General features: G+C 72.3%; 26 protein-coding genes. 18 read left to right on the top strand and 8 right to left on the bottom strand.

Annotated elements, in window-relative coordinates; genetic code table 11:
• Positions 1-50 precede the first annotated feature (50 nt).
• The 3 genes from CXR44_RS20470 (at position 51) to CXR44_RS20480 (ending at position 2,814) form a co-directional block, all read left to right on the top strand.
• Positions 51-677 (top strand): hypothetical protein, encoded by a 627-nt coding sequence (locus CXR44_RS20470; RefSeq protein ID WP_101787666.1) that lies wholly within the window; start codon positions 51-53, stop codon positions 675-677.
• A 116-nt stretch (positions 678-793) separates the two neighbouring features.
• Positions 794-2,182: a selenium-binding protein SBP56-related protein gene (locus CXR44_RS20475; protein WP_101787667.1), complete on the top strand. Its 1,389-nt coding sequence runs from the start codon at positions 794-796 to the stop codon at positions 2,180-2,182.
• The gene (locus tag CXR44_RS20480; RefSeq protein WP_101787668.1) at positions 2,179-2,814 is read left to right on the top strand and encodes a hypothetical protein; all 636 of its coding nucleotides are present in this window, start codon (positions 2,179-2,181) and stop codon (positions 2,812-2,814) included. Before CXR44_RS20475 ends, CXR44_RS20480 begins: the two co-directional genes overlap by 4 nt.
• A 45-nt stretch (positions 2,815-2,859) precedes the next feature.
• Here CXR44_RS20480 and CXR44_RS20485 read toward each other — a convergent pair whose 3' ends face one another.
• The 6 genes from CXR44_RS20485 to CXR44_RS20510 form a co-directional block, all read right to left on the bottom strand.
• Positions 2,860-3,231 carry a hypothetical protein gene (locus tag CXR44_RS20485; protein ID WP_101787669.1) on the bottom strand — a complete coding sequence of 124 codons (372 nt, stop codon included), beginning with the start codon at positions 3,229-3,231 and terminating at the stop codon, positions 2,860-2,862.
• Positions 3,232-3,254: 23 nt separating this feature from the next.
• Entirely contained in the window at positions 3,255-3,686 is a 432-nt protein-coding gene (locus CXR44_RS20490) for a roadblock/LC7 domain-containing protein (RefSeq protein WP_101787670.1), read from the bottom strand.
• Positions 3,683-4,585 (bottom strand): hypothetical protein, encoded by a 903-nt coding sequence (locus CXR44_RS20495; protein ID WP_101787671.1) that lies wholly within the window; start codon positions 4,583-4,585, stop codon positions 3,683-3,685. The genes CXR44_RS20490 and CXR44_RS20495 overlap by 4 nt, the downstream gene beginning before the upstream one ends.
• A gap of 3 nt (positions 4,586-4,588) precedes the next feature.
• A complete protein-coding gene (locus CXR44_RS20500; protein WP_101787672.1) occupies positions 4,589-4,966 on the bottom strand; it encodes a roadblock/LC7 domain-containing protein in 378 nt (125 codons plus the stop codon).
• 232 nt (positions 4,967-5,198) lie between these two features.
• Complete coding sequence (locus CXR44_RS20505) at positions 5,199-5,642, bottom strand: hemerythrin domain-containing protein (protein ID WP_101787673.1); 444 nt, start codon at positions 5,640-5,642, stop codon at positions 5,199-5,201.
• A 128-nt stretch (positions 5,643-5,770) separates the two neighbouring features.
• Positions 5,771-6,661: an aldo/keto reductase gene (locus CXR44_RS20510; RefSeq protein ID WP_425437446.1), complete on the bottom strand. Its 891-nt coding sequence runs from the start codon at positions 6,659-6,661 to the stop codon at positions 5,771-5,773.
• Positions 6,662-6,720: 59 nt separating this feature from the next.
• On the opposite strand from CXR44_RS20510, the gene CXR44_RS20515 reads away from it, so the two are divergent.
• Positions 6,721-7,056 carry a PadR family transcriptional regulator gene (locus CXR44_RS20515; RefSeq protein WP_101787675.1) on the top strand — a complete coding sequence of 112 codons (336 nt, stop codon included), beginning with the start codon at positions 6,721-6,723 and terminating at the stop codon, positions 7,054-7,056.
• Positions 7,056-7,994, top strand: coding sequence for an HAAS signaling domain-containing protein (locus CXR44_RS20520; protein ID WP_101787676.1), 939 nt, complete (start codon positions 7,056-7,058; stop codon positions 7,992-7,994). The genes CXR44_RS20515 and CXR44_RS20520 overlap by 1 nt, the downstream gene beginning before the upstream one ends.
• 46 nt (positions 7,995-8,040) lie before the next feature.
• Here CXR44_RS20520 and CXR44_RS20525 read toward each other — a convergent pair whose 3' ends face one another.
• Positions 8,041-9,546: an alkaline phosphatase D family protein gene (locus CXR44_RS20525; protein ID WP_245899286.1), complete on the bottom strand. Its 1,506-nt coding sequence runs from the start codon at positions 9,544-9,546 to the stop codon at positions 8,041-8,043.
• 414 nt (positions 9,547-9,960) lie between these two features.
• Between CXR44_RS20525 and CXR44_RS20530 the strand changes: the two genes are divergently transcribed.
• The 13 genes from CXR44_RS20530 (at position 9,961) to CXR44_RS20585 (ending at position 20,241) form a co-directional block, all read left to right on the top strand.
• Complete coding sequence (locus CXR44_RS20530) at positions 9,961-10,359, top strand: MerR family transcriptional regulator (protein WP_101787677.1); 399 nt, start codon at positions 9,961-9,963, stop codon at positions 10,357-10,359.
• Between the two features lie 71 nt (positions 10,360-10,430).
• Positions 10,431-10,919 carry an NUDIX domain-containing protein gene (locus CXR44_RS20535; protein WP_101787678.1) on the top strand — a complete coding sequence of 163 codons (489 nt, stop codon included), beginning with the start codon at positions 10,431-10,433 and terminating at the stop codon, positions 10,917-10,919.
• 69 nt (positions 10,920-10,988) lie between these two features.
• Positions 10,989-12,185 (top strand): acyltransferase family protein, encoded by a 1,197-nt coding sequence (locus CXR44_RS20540; RefSeq protein WP_101787679.1) that lies wholly within the window; start codon positions 10,989-10,991, stop codon positions 12,183-12,185.
• Positions 12,186-12,217: 32 nt separating this feature from the next.
• Complete coding sequence (gene corA / locus CXR44_RS20545; protein WP_180903600.1) at positions 12,218-13,219, top strand: magnesium/cobalt transporter CorA; 1,002 nt, start codon at positions 12,218-12,220, stop codon at positions 13,217-13,219.
• Positions 13,216-13,341, top strand: coding sequence for a hypothetical protein (locus CXR44_RS41720; protein WP_281260291.1), 126 nt, complete (start codon positions 13,216-13,218; stop codon positions 13,339-13,341). The genes corA and CXR44_RS41720 overlap by 4 nt, the downstream gene beginning before the upstream one ends.
• A 105-nt stretch (positions 13,342-13,446) precedes the next feature.
• On the top strand, positions 13,447-14,166 hold the full coding sequence (locus tag CXR44_RS41030) for a DUF4396 domain-containing protein (protein WP_101787681.1): 720 nt from the start codon (positions 13,447-13,449) through the stop codon (positions 14,164-14,166).
• Between the two features lie 189 nt (positions 14,167-14,355).
• Positions 14,356-15,777: an FAD-dependent oxidoreductase gene (locus CXR44_RS20555; RefSeq protein ID WP_101787682.1), complete on the top strand. Its 1,422-nt coding sequence runs from the start codon at positions 14,356-14,358 to the stop codon at positions 15,775-15,777.
• Between the two features lie 46 nt (positions 15,778-15,823).
• Positions 15,824-17,059 (top strand): MFS transporter, encoded by a 1,236-nt coding sequence (locus CXR44_RS20560; protein ID WP_101787683.1) that lies wholly within the window; start codon positions 15,824-15,826, stop codon positions 17,057-17,059.
• A gap of 32 nt (positions 17,060-17,091) precedes the next feature.
• A complete protein-coding gene (locus CXR44_RS20565; RefSeq protein WP_101787684.1) occupies positions 17,092-17,439 on the top strand; it encodes an ArsR/SmtB family transcription factor in 348 nt (115 codons plus the stop codon).
• A gap of 193 nt (positions 17,440-17,632) precedes the next feature.
• Entirely contained in the window at positions 17,633-18,295 is a 663-nt protein-coding gene (locus tag CXR44_RS20570; protein WP_101787739.1) for a DNA alkylation repair protein, read from the top strand.
• A 324-nt stretch (positions 18,296-18,619) separates the two neighbouring features.
• Positions 18,620-18,985 (top strand): hypothetical protein, encoded by a 366-nt coding sequence (locus CXR44_RS20575; protein WP_180903601.1) that lies wholly within the window; start codon positions 18,620-18,622, stop codon positions 18,983-18,985.
• Between the two features lie 96 nt (positions 18,986-19,081).
• Positions 19,082-19,684, top strand: coding sequence for a TetR/AcrR family transcriptional regulator (locus CXR44_RS20580; RefSeq protein ID WP_101787685.1), 603 nt, complete (start codon positions 19,082-19,084; stop codon positions 19,682-19,684).
• Entirely contained in the window at positions 19,681-20,241 is a 561-nt protein-coding gene (locus CXR44_RS20585) for a carboxymuconolactone decarboxylase family protein (protein ID WP_101787686.1), read from the top strand. The genes CXR44_RS20580 and CXR44_RS20585 overlap by 4 nt, the downstream gene beginning before the upstream one ends.
• Before the next feature lie 87 nt (positions 20,242-20,328).
• Here the strand turns inward: CXR44_RS20585 and CXR44_RS41035 are convergent, their stop codons facing one another.
• Positions 20,329-20,772 carry a CHAP domain-containing protein gene (locus CXR44_RS41035; RefSeq protein ID WP_245899287.1) on the bottom strand — a complete coding sequence of 148 codons (444 nt, stop codon included), beginning with the start codon at positions 20,770-20,772 and terminating at the stop codon, positions 20,329-20,331.
• Between the last annotated feature and the right edge of the window lie 30 nt (positions 20,773-20,802).

The following is a 20,802-nucleotide window of genomic DNA, read 5'->3' on the forward strand; positions in this document are numbered from 1 at the left end:
GGTCACATGTCACCGTGAACCGCCCCCGCGCGGCGCACGTGTGGAGGGACATGACCTCACGCGTCCTTCTCGTCCTCGCGCTGCTGGCGGGCAGTCTGGTGATCACCGCGGGGCCGGCCGCGGCCTGCTCCTGCGCGCGGCTCACCCCGAGACAGCGGGTGGCCGAGGCGGCGGCCGTCTTCACCGCCACGGCCACCGAGGTGCGTCTGATCGAGCCGGTGGATCACGGAGGGAAGGTCACGGCCACCCTGCGTGCCGACCAGGTCTACAAGGGCGAGGTCGGACGGGTGGCCGAGGTGTCCACCCGGGCGCAGGGGCCGGCCTGCGGGTTCCCGTTCCGGACGGGCGAGCGCTACCTGATCTTCGCCGGTGCCGACGGGGACGCGCTGACCACCTCCAGCTGCTCGGGCAACCTGACCGTCCCGGCCGGTGACCGGCCGCTGCGGCTCGCCGGTGACGCTCACGGGATCACCCGTGGCCTGCTCGCGGCGCTCGGCACCCCCAGGCTGCCGCCGACCCACCCGCCCTTCACCTCGTGGAGTGCCGGCCCCGGCCGGCGGCCGTCGGCCGGCGGCCCGGCCGACGGTCCGCTGCTCCTCGGGCTCGCCGCCCTGGCGGCGGCGGGCCTCGTCGCCGGCCTCGTGTCGGCCCGCCGTAGGCGCTCGGCGGGCCGCTGAACGCGCGGACCCCGGGTGTCGGTCCCGCGTCAGTTCGCGCCCGTGGATACGTCATAGTTCGCCCCCGAATGCCCCTGACATCTTGACTGGGTAGGGAGTCAGGAAACGATGGAGAAATGGCTCTCTGGACACCGGACCCCACGTTCTATCCCTCCCCGCGCGACGCCGCCGCCGCGCCGGGCGAGCGATACGCCTACGTCGCGGCGTTCGACCGCCAGGCGGCCCGGCCGGACGCCATCGCCGTCCTGGACACCGATCCTGCCTCGCCCGGCTACGGCACCGTGGCGGGCTGGACCGAGCTGCCCAACACGGGCGACGAGCTGCACCACTTCGGCTGGAACGCCTGCAGCAGCGCCCTGTGCCCGTACGCCCCGCACCCGCACGTCGAGCGCCGCTACCTCGTCGTGCCCGGCATCCGCTCCTCGCGCATCCACATCCTCGACACCAAGGACCGGGTGAGCCCGGAGATCGTCAAGGTGGTCGAGGCCGAGGAACTGGCCCGCCGGGCCGGCTACTCCCGCCCGCACACCGTGCACTGCGGCCCCGAGGGCCTGTACGTCTCGGCGCTCGGCGGCGCCGACGGCCAGGACGGCCCAGGCGGGATCGCCATTCTCGACCACGAGTCGTTCGAGGTGCTCGGCCGGTGGGAGATGGACCGGGGGCCGCAGTACCTCTCCTACGACTTCTGGTGGCACATCAACCACGACGTGCTGGTCACCTCCGAGTGGGGCACCCCGTCCATGATCGAGAACGGTCTGGTGGGGGAGCTCCTGCTCGGCCGGAAGTACGGGCACCGGCTGCACTTCTGGGACCTGCGCAAGCGCCGCCACGTGCAGGAGGTGGACCTCGGCGACCAGTACCAGATGCCGCTCGAGCTGCGTCCCGCGCACGACCCCACCCGGACCTACGGCTTCGCCGGCGTCGTCATCAGCGTCGAGGACCTGTCGGCCTCGGTGTGGATCTGGTTCCACGAGGACGGCCGCTGGCAGGCGCGCAAGGTCGTCGACATCCCCGCCGAGCCGGCCGACCCCGCGGACCTGCCGGACCTGCTCAAGCCGTTCGGCGCGGTGCCGCCGCTGGTCACCGACATCGACCTGTCGGTGGACGACCAGCGGCTCTACGTCTCCTGCTGGGGCACCGGAGAGCTCAAGCAGTACGACGTGAGCGACCCGTTCAAACCCGTGGAGATAGGCTCCCTGCGGCTCGGCGGCATCGTCCGCGGCACGCCGCATCCCGCCGACGGCGGGCGGCTGCGCGGCGGGCCGCAGATGGTCGAGGTCAGCAGGGACGGCCGTCGGGTCTACGTGAGCAACTCCCTGTACGGCGCCTGGGACGACCAGTTCTACCCCGAAGGCGTCGGGGCCTGGCTGGCCAAGATCGACACGGAGCCGTTCGCCCTGGACGAGCGGTTCTTCCCGCACGGCGACGACTTCCGCGGCCTGCGTCCGCACCAGGTCAGGCTGCAGGGCGGCGACGCGTCGTCCGACTCCTACTGCTATCCATGACGATCGCCACGGCTCTCCTGCTGGGCGCCTTCCATGGCCTCAACCCGGCCATGGGCTGGCTGTTCGCCGTCGCCCGCGGTCTGCAGGAGCGCAGCAGGGACAAGCTGCTCGCGTCTCTGCCCGCCATCGCCGCCGGGCACCTGGGGTCCGTCGCGGTGGTCGCGGTCGTGGTCGGCGTCACCGGCTCGCTCACCACCGCGACCGCGCTCTCGATCGCGGGCGGTGCGGTGCTGGTGGGGTTCGGCCTGTGGCGGCTGCTGTCGAAGCGGCACTTCCGATGGGTGGGCATGCGGCTGTCCCTGCCGCAACTGGCGGGCTGGTCGTTCCTCATGTCGTCGGCGCACGGCGCCGGGCTGATGCTGATCCCGGTGTTCACCGGGCTGCGGCCGGCCGGGCCCGGCCAGGGCGGCGAGCATGCCGGTCACCTGGCGCACGCCGCCCAGTCGGTCACGGCCGGGCTGGGCGTCGCGGCGCTGCACACCGTGGGGATGCTCGTGGTCTCGGCCGTGGTGGCGCTCACCGTCTACGAGGTGGCCGGCCTGACGGTCCTTCGCCGGGCCTGGTTCAACGTGGACCGCATGTGGGCGGCCGCGCTCGTGGCAGCCGGGCTGTTCACGTTGTTCCAGGCCTGAGCGAGGCGTCGGGGGGCGCCGTCCGGTGGGGCGCCCCCGAACGGGTCAGACGTCCAGCTTCTCCTCGATGGAGCGGAGCTGGTGGCGGGCCATCGCCAGGTTGGCCCGGTTGCGGTCGAGGGCGAGGTAGAGGAACAGTCCCTTGCCGCCGCGCCCGCTGATCGGCCGGATGATGTGGTACTGCGTGCTGAGCGTGATCAGGATGTCCTCGATCGCGTCCTTGAGACCGAGGGAGTCCATCGTGCGCAGCTTGGCCTTGACCACCTCGGTGTTGCCGGCGCCCGCGACCTGCAGGTCCAGCTCCTTGGAGCCGCCGAGCGCGCCCAGGGTCATGCCGCTGCCGTGGTCCACGACCGCCGCGCCGAGCGCCCCGTCGATCGCCATCATCTCCTTGAGGGAGACGTCCATGCTGGCCATGCTTTCCTCCGTTTTCGTGATGGTCATCGGATTCGTGCTGCGATGGCGGCCACGGTGGCCGCCGTCTTGTGCCCCTCCAGCCGGAGCAGCCCGAGGTTCGTGCCGGGCCGGGCCAGGACTGTGAGGACGATCGTGGGGCCCGCCGTGTAGAACGCGGCGAACCCGGCGCTGCCCGAGATGAGCGTCTCCTGGAGATCGCCCCTGCCGGACAGGGAGAGCATGCGCCTGCTCATCGCGACCAGCGCGGCCGTCAGGGCGGCCGTCCGGTCGCCTTCGCGCGCGCCGAGATCGCAGGCCAGCGGCAGCCCGTCCACCGTGCAGGCGACGCTGCCGGTGATGTCGGGAGTGCGCTCGCGCAGGAGGACCATCTCCCTCAGCACCTCCTCCTTCAGCACCTCGTCGCGGAGCTCCACCGGCGGCCTCCTTCTCAGCGACAACCTCTGGGCGAACCTCATGCCAGCTCCTCCAGGGCCTTCTTCAGCCGCATCAGCAGCTCCAGGTCCGCTGGATCCGCCGTCACGGCCGGCCCGACGAGCCGGACGCCGGGCCCGGGGTCCGCCCTCGCCGCGGACCCCGGCCCGTGTTCCGGCCCCGGGGCGGGGCCCGGCTGGGACTCCTGGTAGGGGCGGGCGCGCGTGCCCCCCTCAGGCCCGCTCTTCGTCCGGGCCGCCTGCCGGGAGCGTTTCGGCAGCGCCGGGCGCTCCTCTCCGGACGGCGCCGGCGCCAGCAGCCCGGCCGCCGCCAGCTCCCGCACGGCCTGCAGGACCGAGTAGCCGGAGCGGCCCAGCCGCCGGGCGAGTTCGAGCGGCGTCAGCTCGTGGTCGGCGTGGGTGACGACCTCCCACTGGACCCGGCTGAGCGCCACGCCGTGCCCGGCCAGCCGGGGGACCGGCCGTACCGGTGCGGTGTCCACGTCGGCCGACGGCCAGATCAGCGCCAGGTGGGCCCGGCGGCGTGCGCACTCCCGCACCAGGCCCCGCACGTCGAAGTACCAGCAACCACCCAGCCAGTGCCGCTCGCCGGGCCGGAACTTCGGCCGCGTCCCCGCCGACGGCAGCAGGAAGAAGGCGGCGTCGAGGACGGCGCCCAGCACGCAGAACTGCAGCTCGCCCAGCGTGACGGGCCCCTCGGCGAGCAGCCGCTCGGTGCCGCCGTCGGTCTGGAGGCGGCGCAGCGCCGCCTCCGGCATCCGGCCGCGCGCCGACAGGATCCGCTCGACGCCGGGCGTCTGGGCGCACTCCATGTACGTCACCCGCCCCTCGTCGAGGAACACCGTCCCGGCCCGGCCGACCCGGAGCGCCCCCGTGGAGCGTTCCTTGGCCAGCCCGGCCAGCAGCGTGTCGAGAGCGGCCATGGCTCAGGCCAGCAACCGGGTCGAGATGTCCTGCAGGCGGAAGCGCGCGAGCGCCACGTTCGCCCGCTCGCGATCGAGCCGCACGTAGATGACGAGCGGCCCCTCGAAGGCGGTCTCCATCAGCCGGAGCAGGTGGTGACCGTGATCCGTGGTGACGAGCATGTCGTCGATGCGGACCGTGTCGCCGGGACACGAACGCGCCAGCCCGTCCATGGTGGCCCGGAGCGTCTCGGTCAGGGCGGCGGCGGAGCGCTCGGTGTCGACGCCGTCGGGCGCCCCGCTGGCCACGACCGCCACGCCGCTGGTCTGGTCCAGCAGCATCGCGTCCAACGCTCCCGGTATGGCCATGACCTCGGTCAGGCAGTCGTGCAGTCCCAGCACCCGTCCTCCCCTCGCCGCCGCCTCACGACGGAGACAGCGTAGGAGGGGCGAGAGGCGGCGCATCGGGAACGCGAGGCGGCAGTGAGGCAGCTTTACGGCCGGGGCGAAGAAAAACCCTCCTGCGGCGAACTTCTATCGGATTTACGGATATTTCTCGCAATAGCAGAATGAGAAATGTTCGCTTTCTGCCGCACCGGGTTCCGGCCTTCTGCCGCGCCGGTGCGGGAGCGCCCTACCGGGTCAGGGGCCGGTCGGTCGTGATGCGGTCCCACGCGGGGAGCGGCAGCACGATGACAGCCGCGGGGAACAGGCCGTGCTCCTCCTTGTCGATGTGCCGGTGCAGCAGCCGCAGCGCCTCCAGCACGGCGGCCCAGTCCGGCGCCGCCCGGTCGACGGCGAGCAGCACCCCATGGATGTCGGCGTGCTCGGCGCACAGCCGGTCCACCTCCTCGGTGAGCGCCCCGTCGGCGCGCAGCTCGGCGAACAGCCCGCTCTCCTCGGTGGCGGTGTGCGGGCCGAGCTGGGCCAGCAGTGCGTCGAGCAGCGCCAGCGACTCGTCGTGCCGCCCTTCGCCGATGGACCTGCGCAGCGAGCCGGCCAGTTCCTCGATCTCCACGTGCTCCTCGGACAGCTGTCCGATCAGCGGGAACTCCCGGCAACCGCAGTAGTTGCACATCCTGTGACCTCACCCTTTCGCGCCGTCCCCGCCAGCCTCGCGCGCCGGCGGGGACCGCGGCAGGGCCGGTCGCCCCTCGCCGCAGGGCCGTTGGTCCCTGGGTCAGGCCATCCGCGACGGTCCCTGGGTCAGGCCATCCGCGACAGGGTCGCGTAGTGCTCCGCGGTCAGCGCGACGTCGGCCGCGGCGACGTTCTCCTCCAGGTGGGCGACCGACGACGTGCCCGGGATGGGCAGCATGACGGGGGAGCGGCGCAGCAGCCACGCCAGCGCGAGCTGGGCCGGGGTGGCGCCGGTCTCCTGGGACAGCGCGGCCAGCGGGCCGCCGGGCTCGGCGAGCTGTCCCGTGGCGATGGGGAACCACGGGATGAACCCCATCCCCTCGGCCTCGCAGTGGTCGAGCACCGCCTCGGACTGCCGGTTGGTGAGGTTGTAGAGGTTCTGGACGGTGGCGATCTCCGCGTGCCTGCGGGCCTGCTCGATCTCCTCGACCGACACCTCCGACAGTCCGATGTGGCGGACCTTGCCCTCCTTCTGCAGCTCGGTGAAGACGCCGAGCTGGTCGGCGAGCGGCACGGCGGGGTCGACGCGGTGCAGCTGGAACAGGTCGAGGCGCTCCACGCCGAGGCGGCGCAGGCTCATCTCGGCCTCCTGGCGCAGGTACTCCGGACGTCCCACCGGCAGCCACTGGTTCGGGCCGGTGCGCACCAGGCCCGCCTTCGTGGCGATGACCAGGCCCTCGGGGTACGGGTGCAGCGCCTCCTTGATCAGCTCCTCGGACACGTACGGCCCGTAGGAGTCGGCGGTGTCGATGAAGTCGACGCCCAGCTCGACCGCGCGCCGCAGCACCCGGATCGCCTCGTCGTGGTCCCGCGGCGGCCCCCAGACTCCGGGACCCGTGATCTGCATGGCTCCGTACCCGAGCCGGTTGACCGTCAGCTCGCCGCCTATCGCGAACGTCATGGCGTGCTCCCTTCCCCCGCCAGCCACGTGCCCGTAACCGGACAAAACCAACCACATCACCCCGATCGAAGGCGTGCTGTGGACATTAGTGTGTGCCACACAGTAACGTGCGAGACGTGACCTCAGAAGAGCTGATCCTCACCCAGGCCCAGGAGCTGCGCCGCGGCACGGTCGTGCTGGCCTGCCTGGCCCTGCTGGAGGAGCCGCAGTACGGCTACGCGCTGCTCGAGACGCTCAACGACGCCGGGGTCACCGTCGACGGCAACACCCTCTACCCGTTGCTGCGCCGGCTGGAGAAGCAGGGCCTGCTCACCAGCGAGTGGAACACCGACGAGTCCCGCCCGCGGAAGTTCTACCGGGTCAGCCCGGAAGGCTCGCAGGTGCGCGCCCGCCTGGTGCGCGAGTGGCGCGACCTCGTCACCTCGATCTCACGACTGACCAAGGAAGCCTGATGACCCCCACCACGCTGACCGAGCGCTACGTGCACGAGGTCGTACGGCGGATCCCGGCCGACCAACGCGACGACGTCGCCGCCGAGCTGCGCGCCACGATCGCCGACACCATCGACGCGCGCGACCCGGACGGCCGGGGCGCGGCGGAGCGTGAGGTGCTCACCGAGATGGGCGACCCGATCCGGCTCGCCGCCCGCTACGCGGACCGGCCGCTCGCCCTCATCGGCCCCGACCTCTACCCGGCCTACATCCGGCTGCTCGGCGTCCTGCTGGCCGCCGTGCTCCCGGTCGTCACCGTGATCTCGGTGGTGGTGGACGTCCTCGACGGCGACAGCCTCGGGGCGGTGATCGGCGCCGCGCTCGGCACGGTGCTCACCGTCGGAGCCCAGTTCATCGCCTGGCTCACCCTGGTCTTCGCCCTGGCCGAGCGGTTCGGCAAGCGTCGTGGCGCGGCCCGCGGCGCCGGCTCCTGGACCCCCGACCAGCTCCCCGAGGCCGCCGACTCCGGCAGCCGGACCGCCGCCATCGGCGGTCTGGCGGTGGACGCGCTGATCCTCGGACTGATCGTCTGGCAGCACACCGCCAAGCCGTACGTGACCGACGGCGGCGAACGGCTGTCGGTGCTCGACCCGGCCCTGTGGACGGGGTGGATGTGGCCCGTCCTCGCCGGGCTCGCCGGCCTGGTCGTGCTCGGCGTGCTCCGGACGGCCACCGGCCGGTGGACCACCCCGCTGGTCGCCGCCTACGCGGCCGCCAACGCGCTGTTCGCCCTGCCCATGGCCTGGATCCTCCACAGCCGGCAGTTCTTCGACTCCGACTTCCTGGCCGACCTCGGCGGCCTGGTGGCGCCGGACGCCTTCTACACCGTCACGGCGCTGGGCGTGCTGGCCGTGAGCGCCCACGACGTGTACAAGCGCGTGCGCGAGTGGCGCGCCTGATCCCGGCCACGAGTGCCCGATCCCGGCCAGGCGTGCCGGATGCCGATCAGACCGGCGGGGACAGGCCCGGCACGCCGTCGGCGACGGTGAACGTGGCCGCGCTCCGGGCCGGGGCGCCGGGCGCGCTGACGTACGGCACGACCTTGAGATCCGCGGTGAGGGCGCCGGGGCGCACGTCCAGCAGGAGGTAGCCCCGGCGGCGCAGATGGAAGCGCAGGTGCGGATTGCCCGCCAGGAGGTGGTCACCGGCCGCGTCGGCGTCGTGCCCGTCGCCACCGCTGGTGACCGAGGTCACCGCGAACTCCGTCCCGGCGACGGGGGAGGCCGGGTCGTCGTAGTCGAGCGCGAGGTTCCCGGCCCAGTGCGCGTGCACGTCGCCGGTGAGCACCACGGCGTTGCGGACACCGGCCCGCAGCCAGCCGTCGGTGACGCGGGTGCGGCAGTCCGCGTAGCCGTCCCAGGCGTCCTGCCGCACCACCAGGCCGGGGCCGGGGTCGCGGTCCCGCCGGCCGAAGAAGACCTGCTGGCCGACGAGGTCCCAGCGGGCGCGGGAAGAGCGGAAGCCGTCCAGCAGCCAGCGTTCCTGCTCCGCGCCGATCATGCTGTGCCCGGCGGGGACGGGCACGGCGCAGGAGGCGTAGCCGTGGCCGCACGGGTGGGGGTCGCGGTGCTGCCGCGCGTCCAGGAGGTGGAAGGTGGCCAGGTCGCCCCAGTGCAGCCGCCGGTACACCCGCATGGCGGAGCCGTCCGGCCGGGCGCTCGGGCGCAGCGGCATGTGCTCGTAGTAGGCGCGGAAGGCGGCCGCCCGCCGCTCCGCCGGGACCAGGCCGGTCCAGTTGTTGGCCACCTCGTGGTCGTCCATGATCGCCAGCCAGGGCGCGGCGGCGTGTGCCGCCCGCAGGTCCGGGTCGGTCTTGTAGAGGGCGTGCCGCAGCCGGTACCCGGCCAGGGTGGTCGCCTCGGGGCCCTCGTGGGAACGCGCGTTGCCGCCGGGCTCCAGCACGTCGTCGGAGCCCTGCTCGTAGATGTAGTCGCCCAGGTGCAGCACCAGGTCGGGGCGTTCGCCGGCCAGCCTGGCGTAGGCGGTGAAGTACCCGTGCTGGTAGTTGGCGCACGAGGCCACCGCCAGGCGCAGCGGCCGGGCCGGCGAGCCGGGCGCGGGGGCGGTCACGGCACGCCCGACGGCCGACTCGTACGAGCCCGCCCGGAACCGGTACCAGTACTCGCTGTCCGGCCGCAGCCCGGTCACCTCGACGTGCACGCTGAACGCCCAGTCGGGCACCGCCTCCTGGGAGCCCTGGTGGACGACGCGGGTGCAGCCCGGATCGGTGGCCACCTGCCAGTGCACCGGCACCGCGGCGGCGGGCATCCCGCCGAGCCCGTCCTCGGCCAGCGGCACGGGCGCGAGCCGCGTCCACAGCACGAACCCGTCGGGGGACGGGTCGCCGCTGGCGACGCCGAGGGTGAACGGATCGGCCCGCCACGGCGACCTTGCCGCATAGGGCAGGCCGGCCGTCAGACCCAACGCCAGGAACCGCCGCCTGTCCAGCACACGAACGATGATCGCCCAGCGTGGGCAAGCTCTCGGTATGCGGACACTCCCGCCATGGTCACCACTCAGGGAGTCACGGCCCCTTTCGCTCTCTCCTCTCGTGAGAGTAGGGTTGATCACGGCCTGCCAGCGGGGTTCCGCTTCGCCGCGTGCTCACCCGCTGCAGGCCCATCAGCTCCACCGCCGCCTCGCCCGCCCTCGCCGCCGCCCGGCCACCCGCCCGGCCGTCCGTCCGTCCGGCCGTCCGTCCGGCCGTCCGTCCGGCCGGCCGTCCGTCCGGCGGGTGGCGGGACGGCGCGTGCCCGCACCGGCGTCCGGCCGAGGAGCCCACCCCGGCCGCGAGGTATCGTCACGGGAACGCCTTCAACGCCGGTGAGGAGGGCGAGAGCTGGCTGCGACGGGTGGAGGAGCGCGATGGCCGAAGGGCTGGTGCAGATCGGCGAGGTGGCCGAGCGGCTCGGGCTGTCGCTGCGCACGATCCGGCACTACGAGGAGGTCGGCCTGGTCGTCCCCGAGCGCACGCCCGGCGGGTTCCGCCTCTACGGCGAGACCCACATCGACCGGCTCGCCCTCGTCAAGCGGATGAAGCCGCTCGGCTTCAGCCTGGAGGAGATGCGCGACCTGCTCGGCATCATCGACCGGGTCGCGGCCGGCGACGACGACCCCACGCTCGCCGGGCGGCTGCACCTGTTCGAGCGGGCGGTGGCCGACCGTGCCGAGAGGCTGCGCGAGCAGCTCGCCATGGCCAGGGAGTTCGCCGAGCAACTCCGCCGCCGGCGCCTCGAAGCGAAAGCGCCCCGCGTACGGCCCTGACGGGTCAACCTCACGTCACGGGAGGTTCCAGCCGCCAGGCCCCTGCCCGCCCCGCCGTTTCCAGGAGGGTCATGGACCGCCCCCTCGCCGTAGACGCGGACGGCAACGCGCTGGTGGCCTTCCACCCGGCCGGTGAGCCCTTCCCGCGCGACGACGCCCCGACGCCGCTCGCCCTGGCCGCGCTCTGGCACGATGACTGGCTGCTGCTGGTCCTCAACCGGGAGCGGGCGTGCTGGGAACTTCCGGGCGGGCTGATCGACCCGGGAGAGACGCCCCGCCAGGCGGCCGTACGGGAGTTGCGTGAGGAGACGGGCCGCCATGTGGAGGACCTGACCTTCATCGGTCACGCCCGCTTCGTCCTCGGCGCCGAACGGCGGGCCGAGTACGCCGCGCTCTACGCCGCCCGCGTGACCGGAGCCGTGGCGGCCCACGACGGCTTCGTCCCCGGCGCGGAGATCGGCGCGGTCACCTGGTGGGACGGTGCGCGGCCGCTGCCCGGTCGCGTCCAGCCCCTGGACGTGACGCTGGCCCGGCTGGCCAGGCAGCATCTGGGCCGCTGACGGGGCGACCAGCAGCCGCCGGCCGCCACGGCCACCCCCGCCCCGTTCCACCTGGGTACGTTTGGCTCCATGTCTGGTGCTCTGTCCCCACCGTCCGAGACGCTCCGGCCGGGTCTCCACCGGCTCGGCTGGCTGGACGCGCTGCGCGGCGTCGGCGCGCTGGCCGTGGTGGGCGAGCACCTGTTCACCTGGGCCATGCCGTGGCTGAGGCCCACCCAGATCAACCTCGGCGTGTACGGCGTGCTCGTGTTCTTCCTCGTCAGCGGATACATCGTCCCCGCCTCTCTGGAGCGGGGCGGCGACCTGCGCGCCTTCTGGATCGGCCGCTTCTTCCGCCTCTACCCGCTCTACCTCGCCGTGCTGGCGCTGGTGCTGGCCCTGTCCTGGTGGATCCCGGTACGCCCGGAGGTGCCGCGGGACCCGTACGCGGCCGCCGCGCACGCCACGATGCTGCTCGACGTGGTCGGGGTGGGCGGCGTCCTCAACACCATGTGGACGTTGTCGTACGAGATGGTCTTCTACCTGATGGTCGCCGCGCTGTTCGCCGCCGGCGCGCACGCGGGCCGCGGCCTGATCGCGGTGCTGTTCGGGCTGGCCGCGGTCGTCACCGGCCTGACCGTGTCGGCCGCGCTGCTGACGGGCGGCGGGCCGGCGTGGGTCTCGCTCGCGGTGTTCACCGCCGGCCTGGCGTGCGTGCTCGCCGGGCGGCTGCGCACCGTCGCCTCCTGCGCGCTGGGGCTGATGGCCCTCGCCCTGCTGTTCCTGAGCGGCCGGGTGCCGTGGTTCGGGCTGGCCATGCTGGCCGTGATGTTCGCCGGGACCGCGATCCACCACTGGGAGCGGGGGACGGGCACGCTCCGGCCGGTGGCGCTCACCGCCCTCCTCGTGGCGGTCGCCCCGGTGTGGGCGATCAGCGCGGGCTGGTGGTGGGTGCGGCCCGACGTGTGGATCGGCACGATGCTCGCCGCAGCCGCCACCTTCGCGGCCGGCCTGGTGCTGCGCGAGCGGCGCATCCCCCGGCCGCTCACCTGGCTCGGCCTGGTCAGCTACTCGCTCTACCTCGTGCACCTGCCGATCCTGCTGGTCATGATGGAGGTCCTGGGCGAGCGCCGCTGGTCGCCCCTGCCGCACCAGATCGCCACGGGTGTCGGCTTCGTACTGGTGCTGCTGCCGGTCAGCGCCCTCACCCACCGCCTCATCGAACAGCCCATGCAACGCATCGGCCGCCGCCTCGTCCGCGACCGCCTGGGCCCAGGGCCCCGCTGATCAAGAATGGGGGTGTTGCCCGATACGTCACAATGCCTGGTGTGATTGTGGACCAGGCGATCTACTGCAACGGCGTGCGCGAGAGCATCAACGGTGACATCAGCGACGCGTTCGGCGACGCCCGTGCCCGGGGTGACTGCTTTCTCTGGATCGGCCTGCATGAGCCGACCCAGGAGGAGTTCGACCTGATCACGAGCGAGGTGAAACTGCATCCCCTGGCGGTCGAGGACGCCATCCACGCCCACCAGCGCCCCAAGCTGGAACGCTATGACGACACCCTGTTCGTGGTGCTGAAAACGCTGTTGTACGTGGACCAGAGCTCCGACATCGAGGTCGGCGAGATCAACCTGTTCCTCGGGCGCGACTTCGTCATCACGGTCCGCCACGGGCAGGCCAATGCGCTGGCCGGGGTGCGCCGGCGGATCGAGTCCGACCCCGACCTGATGGAGGCCGGGCCCGCCGGAGTCCTGTACGCGATCTGCGACCAGGTCGTCGACACCTACTCCCAGATCTCCCACGAGGTCGAGCACGACCTCATCGCCCTGGAACAGCGCGTCTTCAGCGGTGAGTACGCCGATGTGACCGAGGACATCTACTCGCTCAAGCGCGAGGTCCTGGAGTTCCGCGCCGCCCAGGATCCCCTGGTGCCGGTCCTGGAGGAGATCGTCAAAGGCCGGGTGGAGCTGTGCGCCGTCGCCCGTGACCAGTTCCGTGACGTGCTGGACCACCTGCTGCGCGTGGACGCGGCGGTCGACCAGCACAACGAACTGCTCACCAGCGCGCTGAGCGCCCATCTCGCCCTGGTGGGCCGGGAGCAGAGCGCGGCGGCCATGCAGCAGAACGCCGACATGCGCAAGATCTCCTCGTGGGCGGCCCTCATCGCCGTCCCCACCATGATCGCCGGCATCTACGGCATGAACTTCGACTACATGCCCGAGTTGCACTGGCTGCTCGGTTATCCCCTCAGCCTGATCGCCATGGTCGTCGCCGTGGTGATCGTCCACCGGCTGCTGCGCAGGAGCGGCTGGCTGTGAGCCCCTCTGGACGCTTCCCGCGCGGGCTCTCCCCGAGCAGGTTGCTGATGGCCGTGGTGATCGCCTGGATCGTGCTGCTGACCGTCATCATCCTGCTCGACCCCCACGGCTCCGCAGGCTGACCGGCACCGGACCGCCGCCTTGGCTTTTACTGCTTGCCATATACCCGTGGGGGGTATATGGTTCTGAACGAGCAACCGACATATGCGACATGTTCTGGAGTCGTCATGACCGAGCAGCAGCACCCCGACCACGCAGCACACCGCCCGGCGGAGCACCACGGTCACGACCACGCCGCACACACCCCTCACTCCACGCCGCACCACGGCACGGCCGCCCGGCCCGCCGAGCACGGCGACCATGGCGCGCACGGCGCCCACACCCCGCACGGCGCCCACACCCCGCACGGCGCCCACACCCCGCACGGCGAGCACGCCTCGCACGCCTCGCACGGCGAGCACGCCGCGGCGCAGCACGGGGCGCACGCGCACCACGGCGCGGGCTCGGCGAAGGTGTCCTGGCGGATGGCCGCGTCGGCGACGCTGCACTGCCTCACCGGATGCGCCATCGGCGAGGTCCTCGGCCTGGTGATCGCCACCGCGCTCGGCTGGGCCGCCGCCCCGTCTATCGCCCTGGCGGTCGCGCTCGCCTTCTTCTTCGGCTACCTGCTCACGCTGCTCCCCCTGCGCAGGGCCGGAGTCAGCTGGGGCGCCGCGATCAAGCTGGCCCTCGCCGCGGACACCGTGTCGATCATCGTGATGGAGGTCGTCGACAACGGCGTGATGCTCGCCATCCCCGGCGCCATGGACGCCGGACTGACCTCGGGGCTGTTCTGGGGCGCCCTGGCCTTCGCCCTGCTCGTCGCCTTCCTCGTGACCACACCCATCAACAAGTGGATCATCGGCAAGGGCAAGGGACACGCGGTCGTCCACGCCTACCACCACTGAAACCGCCGCCCCATACGCCCAGGGGGTACCAGTCGGGTCCCCTCCGTCGCGCACGGCCGCGCCTCACTGGCAGCCATCCCTAATTTGACATCCCTCTAATCAGCATGCCAAGCTGCATGCTACTTAGACAGACTTCAAACCAAGGGGCGCCTCGCCGCGTGGCCGACAGCCGACCCTGGAGGGAAGACCATGAGCAGTGGATGTTGCGGCCCGGCGGCCGCCCCCGCCGAGCAGGTGACCGCGCAGGCGTTCCCCGCCTCCCCGTGGCGGACGGGCGAACCTCCCGTCGTGGTGATCGGCGCCGGCCCGGTGGGGCTGGCCGCCGCCGCGCACCTGGCCGAACGTGGCCTGGACTTCGTCGTCCTGGAGGCGGGCGAGCGGGTGGCCGCCTCGGTCGCGCGGTGGGGGCACGTGCGGGTGTTCAGCCCGTGGAGGTACGACATCGACGCCGCCGCCCGCCGCCTGCTGGAGGCCGACGGCTGGAGCGCGCCCGACCCCGAGTGGCTGCCCACCGGCGCCGAGCTGATCTCGGACTATCTCGATCCCCTGGCCACCCTGTTCGGCGACAGGGTACGGCTCGGCGCCAAGGTGTCGGCGATCAGCCGTCTCGGCCATGACCGGGTCCGCACCCACGGCCGCGAGGACGTGCCGTTCCTGGTCCGTCTGGACGGCGGTGAGGAGCTGCAGGCCCGCGCGATCATCGACGCCTCCGGCACCTACGGCACGCCGAACGTCCTGGGCGCCGGCGGCCTGCCCGCGTACGGCGAGGCGGAGGCGGGGGAGCTGGTCGACCACGCCCTGCCCGACGTGCTCGGCGCCGACCGCGCGACCTACGAGGGCAAGCACACCCTGGTCGTGGGCGCCGGCCACTCGGCCGCCACCACCCTGCTCGCCCTCGCGCGGCTCGACGGCACCCGGATCACCTGGGCCGTCCGCGCGGGCAGCGCCGCCCGTACCTACGGAGGCGGCGCGGCCGACGCGCTGCCCGCCCGCGGCGCGCTCGGCACCCGGCTGCGGGCCCACGTGGACGCCGGCCGCATCCAGCTCCTCACCGGGTTCTTCACCCACTCCCTCACCCGGAGCGGCGAACGGATGACCGTGGTCAGCCGTGACCCGTCCGGCGCCGAGCAGTCGGTCACCGTGGATCGCGTCGTGGCCGCGACCGGCTACCGGCCGGACCACTCCATCGCCTCCGAACTCCGCCTGGACCTCGACCCGATCCTCGGATCCACCCGGCAGCTGGCACCGCTGATCGACCCGAACCGGCACTCCTGCGGCACCGTCCCCGCCCACGGCGTGGACGAGCTGTCCCACCCCGAGCCGGGTTACTATGCGGTCGGCGTCAAGAGCTACGGCCGCGCGCCGACGTTCCTGATGGCCACCGGCTACGAGCAGGTCCGCTCGGTCGTCGCCGCGGTCGCCGGAGACTGGGCGGCGGCCCGCGACGTCCGGCTCGACCTGCCGGAGACCGGCGTGTGCTCCTCCAGCCTCGCCGAGGCCCAGGAACGGCGCGTGGGCCTGGCCACCGGCGTCGGCGGCGGCCTGCTGGCCACCCCGCTGCCCCTGGCTACCGCCGGCGCCTCCGGTGAGGGCGGTAGCTGCTGCGGCTGAAAGGGATCGACATGGCGAACGGGCATCCCACCGCCGGCGAGCCGGAGTGACCTCCGGCGCCGGGACCGCCGCCCCGCGAAGCGGGGGCGGCGGTCGCTCGCGTCCCGGCCACGGCCGGCGGGTCGTCGCCGCGCTGGCCGTCACCCAGACCATCGGCTACGGCGTGCTCTACTACGCCTTCTCCGTCTTCCTGGCGCCGATGGCCCGCGACCTGCACGCCACCAAGGCCCAGGTCGCCGCCGCGCTCACCCTGTCGATCCTCATCGCCGCCCTCTGCGCCCCGCTGGTCGGCCGCCGGCTGGACGCCCGCGGCGGGCGCGGCATCATGACCGCCGGGTCGATCCTCGGCACGACCGCCGTGCTGGCCTGGTCACGGGTGGAGAGCCTGCCTCAGCTGTACGCGGTCTTCGTCGCCATCGGCGTCGCCTGCGCGATGGTGCTCTACGAGGCGGCCTTCGCCGTCATCGTCAGCTGGTTCGACGACTCTACGCGCGGCGGCCGGGCCGGAGCCCTGCTCGCGGTCACCCTCGTGGGCGGCTTCGCCTCCGCGATCTTCCTGCCGCTGACCGGCCTGCTGGTGGAGTGGCACGGCTGGCGCCAGGCCCTGGTCGTCCTGGCGCTCATCTACGGGGTGGCCGCGGTCCCCCTCCACGCGCTCGTCCTGCGCCGCCGTACCCACGCCAGGCACGAGCCCGCGGCGGCGGAGAGGCGCGCCGGCATCGTCAGGGCGGCCACCCGCAGGCGGCCGTTCTGGCTCCTGGTGATCGCCTTCACCGCCCACGCCGGAGCGATGGCCGCGATGGCGATGCTGCTCATCACCTACCTCGTCCACCTCGGGCACCCGCCCGTCCTGGCCGCCACCCTCGCCGGTCTGCTGGGGGTCCTGTCGGTCACCGGACGGCTGATCACCACCGGCCTGCAGGCCCGCATGCCCACCGCGCTCGCCGCCGCCATGATCTTCACCCTCCAGGGCGTCGCCGCCCTGCTCCTGCCGCTCGCCGGACGGACCGTGCCGGGCGCCGTCGGCGTCGTGCTGCTGTTCGGGCTGGGCTTCGGCATTGCCTCCATCACCCTGCCGCACCTGCTGGTGGGCCGGTACGGCACCGCCGCCTACGCCTCGTTGTCCGGACGTGTCGCCGCCTTCGCCGTCGCCGACAAGGCGCTCGCTCCGCTGGGAGCGTTCGCGCTCGCCCAGGTGGCCGGATACGGCTGGGTGATGGGTGTGGTGGCCGCGGCCTGCGTGATCGCCGCATTGGCCCTGGTGGCTTACCATCGCCTATGATTTAGACGGCTTTCGAAGCAGAGGGGTGCCGCATGACCGCCGTCACGATCCAGTGCTGCGCGCCGATCGCGCGCGAGCCGCTGTCCCGGAGTGACGCCGCCGAGCTCGCGGTCATGCTCAAGGCCGTCGCCGACCCGGTGCGGCTGCGCCTGCTGTCGATGATCGGCTCCCACCCGGGCGGCGAGGCGTGCGTGTGCGACCTGACCGAGACCTTCGACCTCACCGCCCCCACGATCTCCCACCACCTGAAGGTCCTGCGCACCGCGGGCCTGATCGACGGCGAGCGCCGCGGCACCTGGGTCTACTACCGGATCGTCCCCGAGGCGGTGAACAGGCTCGGCGCGTTGTTCGCCCCGCTGACCGAGCCCGCTCTCGCCTGACCTGCCCGGCCGACGTCCTCGCCGACGCCTCAACCGCCGCGTCTCCCCGCCGTCCGCGCATCGGAGAGCCCCGTCATCGGGTACGAGATTCATCGGGTACGAGACGCGTGACGCTGTGACAATGATCGCGTGACTGGCTCGAGAGATCGTGGTGGAGGAGGCTGAGGTGCCGGAGACGACCGTGGCCGAGGTGATGGCCGAGCTGGCCGCACTCGAGGACCCGAAGACTCGCGAGGTGAACGAGAAGCACGGTGACGATCACGGTGTGCACCTCAGCAGGCTGCGCGAGCTCGCGAAGCGGCTGAAGACCCAGCAGGAACTCGCGTGCCGGCTCTGGGAGACGGCCGACACCGCGGCGCGACTGCTGGCGATCCTGATCTGCCGCCCGAAGGCGTTCGAGCGTGACGAGCTGGACGTCATGGTGCGCGAGGCGCGCACCCCCAAGGTGCACGACTGGCTCGTGAACTACGTGGTCAAGAAGAGCCCGCACGCCGAGGAGCTGCGCCTGGCCTGGTCCGCCGACCCGGATCCGGTGGTCGCGAGTGCCGGCTGGGCGCTGACCACCGAACGCGTGGCCAAGAAGCCCGAGGGCCTCGACCTCGCAGGACTGCTCGACGTCATCGAGGCGGAGATGAAAGCCGCCCCGGATCGCCTGCAGTGGGCGATGAACCACTGCCTGGCGCAGATCGGGATCGAGCACGCCCAACACCGCGCCCGTGCGATCGACATCGGCGAACGGCTGGAGGTGCTCAAGGACTACCCGACTCCGCCCAACTGCACGTCCCCGTTCGCGCCCGTCTGGATCAACGAGATGGTGCGCCGATCGTCCCCCTCAGGCTCCACCGCGACTGGATGAGCTGCACAGACATGACCGGCATGAGGGCCTGGTCCTGCCAGCCAGGGCTGCTAGGCGTCAGTGTCGGCGGCCACGACCTCGGCGGCGTAGAACCCGCTCACCGCGCTCGCCGCCTTGACCTCCCTTCGCGAACCGTCGCCGGAAGCTCGTGTCGTCGGCCAGTTCGGGACGGATCAGCTTCACCGCGACCAGGCGGCGTCCCGGAGAGCGCCCCAGGAAGACCTGCCCCATCCCGCCCTGGCTCCTCGACCCGAAGCCCCCGTACGTTCTGATCCTGCCGGACGGCTTCGATCCGACGAACCCTGGCAGGGCAGGATAGGCGGCATGCCGAGGTATCCGACAGAGGAGACGAGGCAACACCTGCGCCGACGCCTGAACGATCACGCTCGGTCGCGCCGGCAGGTGGCCGGGATCGACGTGAGCTTCCGGGGCGAGTTCGCTCACATCGTGGCGCGCCTGCACGGCGGTGCGTACGCGCGGCTGTGCCGCCTGCGCTTCACTGGTTGTCCGGATGTCTGGGGCCTGGCCCTCTACCTTCCTGACGAGGGCCTGTACCAGGACAGCCTCCTGCCCGATGGCTCCTCCGCCGGCTCTCCCGAGGACGCCCTCGATCGCGCCTGTGCCTTCCAGTTCGCTGACCCGGATGTCCCGACACCGGTTCCCCCCGCCATTCCAAGGCCGGCGGACTGACGTGACCTCCAGGCGGCGGATGGGCGTGATCCCTTGACGCTCACCCTCGAACCTCCCTATCTTGGAATGGTCGTTCCAAGATAAGGAGGTGGCGGCGTGCCCGACGTCAGGCACTTCGACCCCGACGCGGTTCTGGACCAGGTCGTACGCCTGTTCTGGCAGCGCGGCGCCGAGACCACCGGCATCGCCGAGGTGGTGGCGGCGACCGGCCTCAGCCGTTCCAGCCTGTATGCCACCTTCGGCGGCAAAGGACAGCTCCAGGCAGCCGTGCTGCGCCGCTACCTGGAGCGGCAGTCACGGCCGGTGTTCGAGGCGCTGGCCGGCGATGTCCGGGGGGTGACGGCCATCGCCGCGTTCTTCGAACGGCTGGTGGCGGCGCGCTGCTCGGGCGAGCACGCCCGCTGGGGATGCCTGGTCACCAACACCCACGCCACCGCCGGCGGCCGGTCCGCCGAGATCCGGCAGGTCCTGGACGACCACCACGACGCGCTGCGGGCGGCGATGCGCGCCGCGCTGGAGGCGGCGCGCGCGGACGGCCAGCTCCGGCCCGGCCTGGATCTGGAGGCGGCTGCCGAGGCGCTGACCCTTCAGGCGTACGCGGTCAACCTGCGCTCCAGAGCCGGCGCCGAGGCGCCGGTCCTGCTGGCAGCCGTGCACGCCGTACTCGATGGTTTCACCACTCCCGAGGAGAGACGATGAGCGGTTTCCGCACCTACGACGAAAGCGACGCTCCCGAGGCGGCCCGGCCGATGCTGCAGGCGGCCAGGAAACGGATGGGGTTCGTGACGACCCTGGCCGGAGTGATGGCCGAATCTCCGGAGCTGCTGGCCGGCTACAACGCGCTGGCCGAGCAGTTCGGCAAGTCGTCCCTGCCAGGACCGGCCAAGCACGTGGTGTGGATCACCGCCAGCGTGGAGAACGGCTGCGAGTACTGCGTGGCCGCGCACTCCACGATGGCGTTGCGCGCACGCGTCCCGGCCGAGGTGGTCGAGGCCCTGCGGGCCGGCAAGCCCCTGCCGGACGAGGCGCTGGAGGCCGCCCGCCGGCTCACCCGCCTCATGGTCGCCCAGCGCGGCTGGGTGGACGACGCCGACGTCGAGGCGTTCCTGGCAGCCGGCTACACCCGGCGCCACGTGCTCGACATCGTGCTCGGGGTCGGGATGAAGACACTGTCGAACTACACCAACCACATCGCCCACACCCCGCTGGACCCGGCCTGGCAGGACCAGGAATGGACCCGCGACCAGGCGATCTGACTGCCCGATCGGCCCCGGCTCCGCGACGATGCTCCTCCAGCCCTACGATGCGTACCCGGCTGAGCGGAGGCGCTGCTCGCGCCGGCGTCAGGCCTGGTACTGGGGGTATCCGTAGCCGACGACCTGCGACTTCGGCCGGACACGCTGCTCGACCTTGCCGTTGCCGGTGTTGCCCTCGATCGTCGTGATCGTGCCGTCGCCGTTGTCCTTCTTGACCAGGCCCATGTGATCGATGCTGTCGATGCCTCCGCCGTTCCAGGAGAAGTACACGACGGCGCCCGGCTTGGGCGCGGCGCCCCAGCGCTTGTTGGCCCTGAACCACTTGGCCCAGGTGACGGTGTAGGCGTCCCAGCCGACCGTCGGGCGCAGGCCGGCCTTCTCGCCGACCCACGAGACGAACATCGCGCACCAGGGCGCGTTGGCGTAGGCGCGGATGCTGCCACCGTCGCGGGCGACGGTCTCCAGAGCGCGCCGCGATGACATGTACCACTCGTGGAAGGGGGTGCCACCGCCGGCGGCGTTCTCCTTCACGCCCACCTGGGACTCGGCGACCTGGATGAG

The sequence above is a fragment of the Nonomuraea indica genome, assembly GCF_002850745.1.
In the GTDB taxonomy this organism is placed as follows: Bacteria; Actinomycetota; Actinomycetes; order Streptosporangiales; family Streptosporangiaceae; genus Nonomuraea; species Nonomuraea indica.

Excerpts from the sequence above, each read along its gene's own strand:
- CXR44_RS20570 (WP_101787739.1), top strand. The coding sequence starts at position 17,633 with ATGGCCGAGCTGGCCGCACTCGAGGACCCGAAGACTCGCGAGGTGAAC.
- CXR44_RS20520 (WP_101787676.1), top strand. The coding sequence starts at position 7,056 with ATGACCCCCACCACGCTGACCGAGCGCTACGTGCACGAGGTCGTACGG.
- CXR44_RS20530 (WP_101787677.1), top strand. The coding sequence starts at position 9,961 with ATGGCCGAAGGGCTGGTGCAGATCGGCGAGGTGGCCGAGCGGCTCGGG.
- CXR44_RS20535 (WP_101787678.1), top strand. The coding sequence starts at position 10,431 with ATGGACCGCCCCCTCGCCGTAGACGCGGACGGCAACGCGCTGGTGGCC.
- CXR44_RS20470 (WP_101787666.1), top strand. The coding sequence starts at position 51 with ATGACCTCACGCGTCCTTCTCGTCCTCGCGCTGCTGGCGGGCAGTCTG.
- CXR44_RS20510 (WP_425437446.1), bottom strand. The coding sequence starts at position 6,661 with ATGTGGTTGGTTTTGTCCGGTTACGGGCACGTGGCTGGCGGGGGAAGG.
- CXR44_RS41030 (WP_101787681.1), top strand. The coding sequence starts at position 13,447 with ATGACCGAGCAGCAGCACCCCGACCACGCAGCACACCGCCCGGCGGAG.
- CXR44_RS20495 (WP_101787671.1), bottom strand. The coding sequence starts at position 4,585 with ATGGCCGCTCTCGACACGCTGCTGGCCGGGCTGGCCAAGGAACGCTCC.
- CXR44_RS20475 (WP_101787667.1), top strand. The coding sequence starts at position 794 with ATGGCTCTCTGGACACCGGACCCCACGTTCTATCCCTCCCCGCGCGAC.
- CXR44_RS20585 (WP_101787686.1), top strand. The coding sequence starts at position 19,681 with ATGAGCGGTTTCCGCACCTACGACGAAAGCGACGCTCCCGAGGCGGCC.
- CXR44_RS20490 (WP_101787670.1), bottom strand. The coding sequence starts at position 3,686 with ATGAGGTTCGCCCAGAGGTTGTCGCTGAGAAGGAGGCCGCCGGTGGAG.
- CXR44_RS20565 (WP_101787684.1), top strand. The coding sequence starts at position 17,092 with ATGACCGCCGTCACGATCCAGTGCTGCGCGCCGATCGCGCGCGAGCCG.
- CXR44_RS20540 (WP_101787679.1), top strand. The coding sequence starts at position 10,989 with ATGTCTGGTGCTCTGTCCCCACCGTCCGAGACGCTCCGGCCGGGTCTC.
- CXR44_RS20485 (WP_101787669.1), bottom strand. The coding sequence starts at position 3,231 with ATGGCCAGCATGGACGTCTCCCTCAAGGAGATGATGGCGATCGACGGG.
- CXR44_RS20575 (WP_180903601.1), top strand. The coding sequence starts at position 18,620 with ATGCCGAGGTATCCGACAGAGGAGACGAGGCAACACCTGCGCCGACGC.
- corA (WP_180903600.1), top strand. The coding sequence starts at position 12,218 with ATGCCTGGTGTGATTGTGGACCAGGCGATCTACTGCAACGGCGTGCGC.
- CXR44_RS20480 (WP_101787668.1), top strand. The coding sequence starts at position 2,179 with ATGACGATCGCCACGGCTCTCCTGCTGGGCGCCTTCCATGGCCTCAAC.
- CXR44_RS20505 (WP_101787673.1), bottom strand. The coding sequence starts at position 5,642 with ATGTGCAACTACTGCGGTTGCCGGGAGTTCCCGCTGATCGGACAGCTG.
- CXR44_RS20555 (WP_101787682.1), top strand. The coding sequence starts at position 14,356 with ATGAGCAGTGGATGTTGCGGCCCGGCGGCCGCCCCCGCCGAGCAGGTG.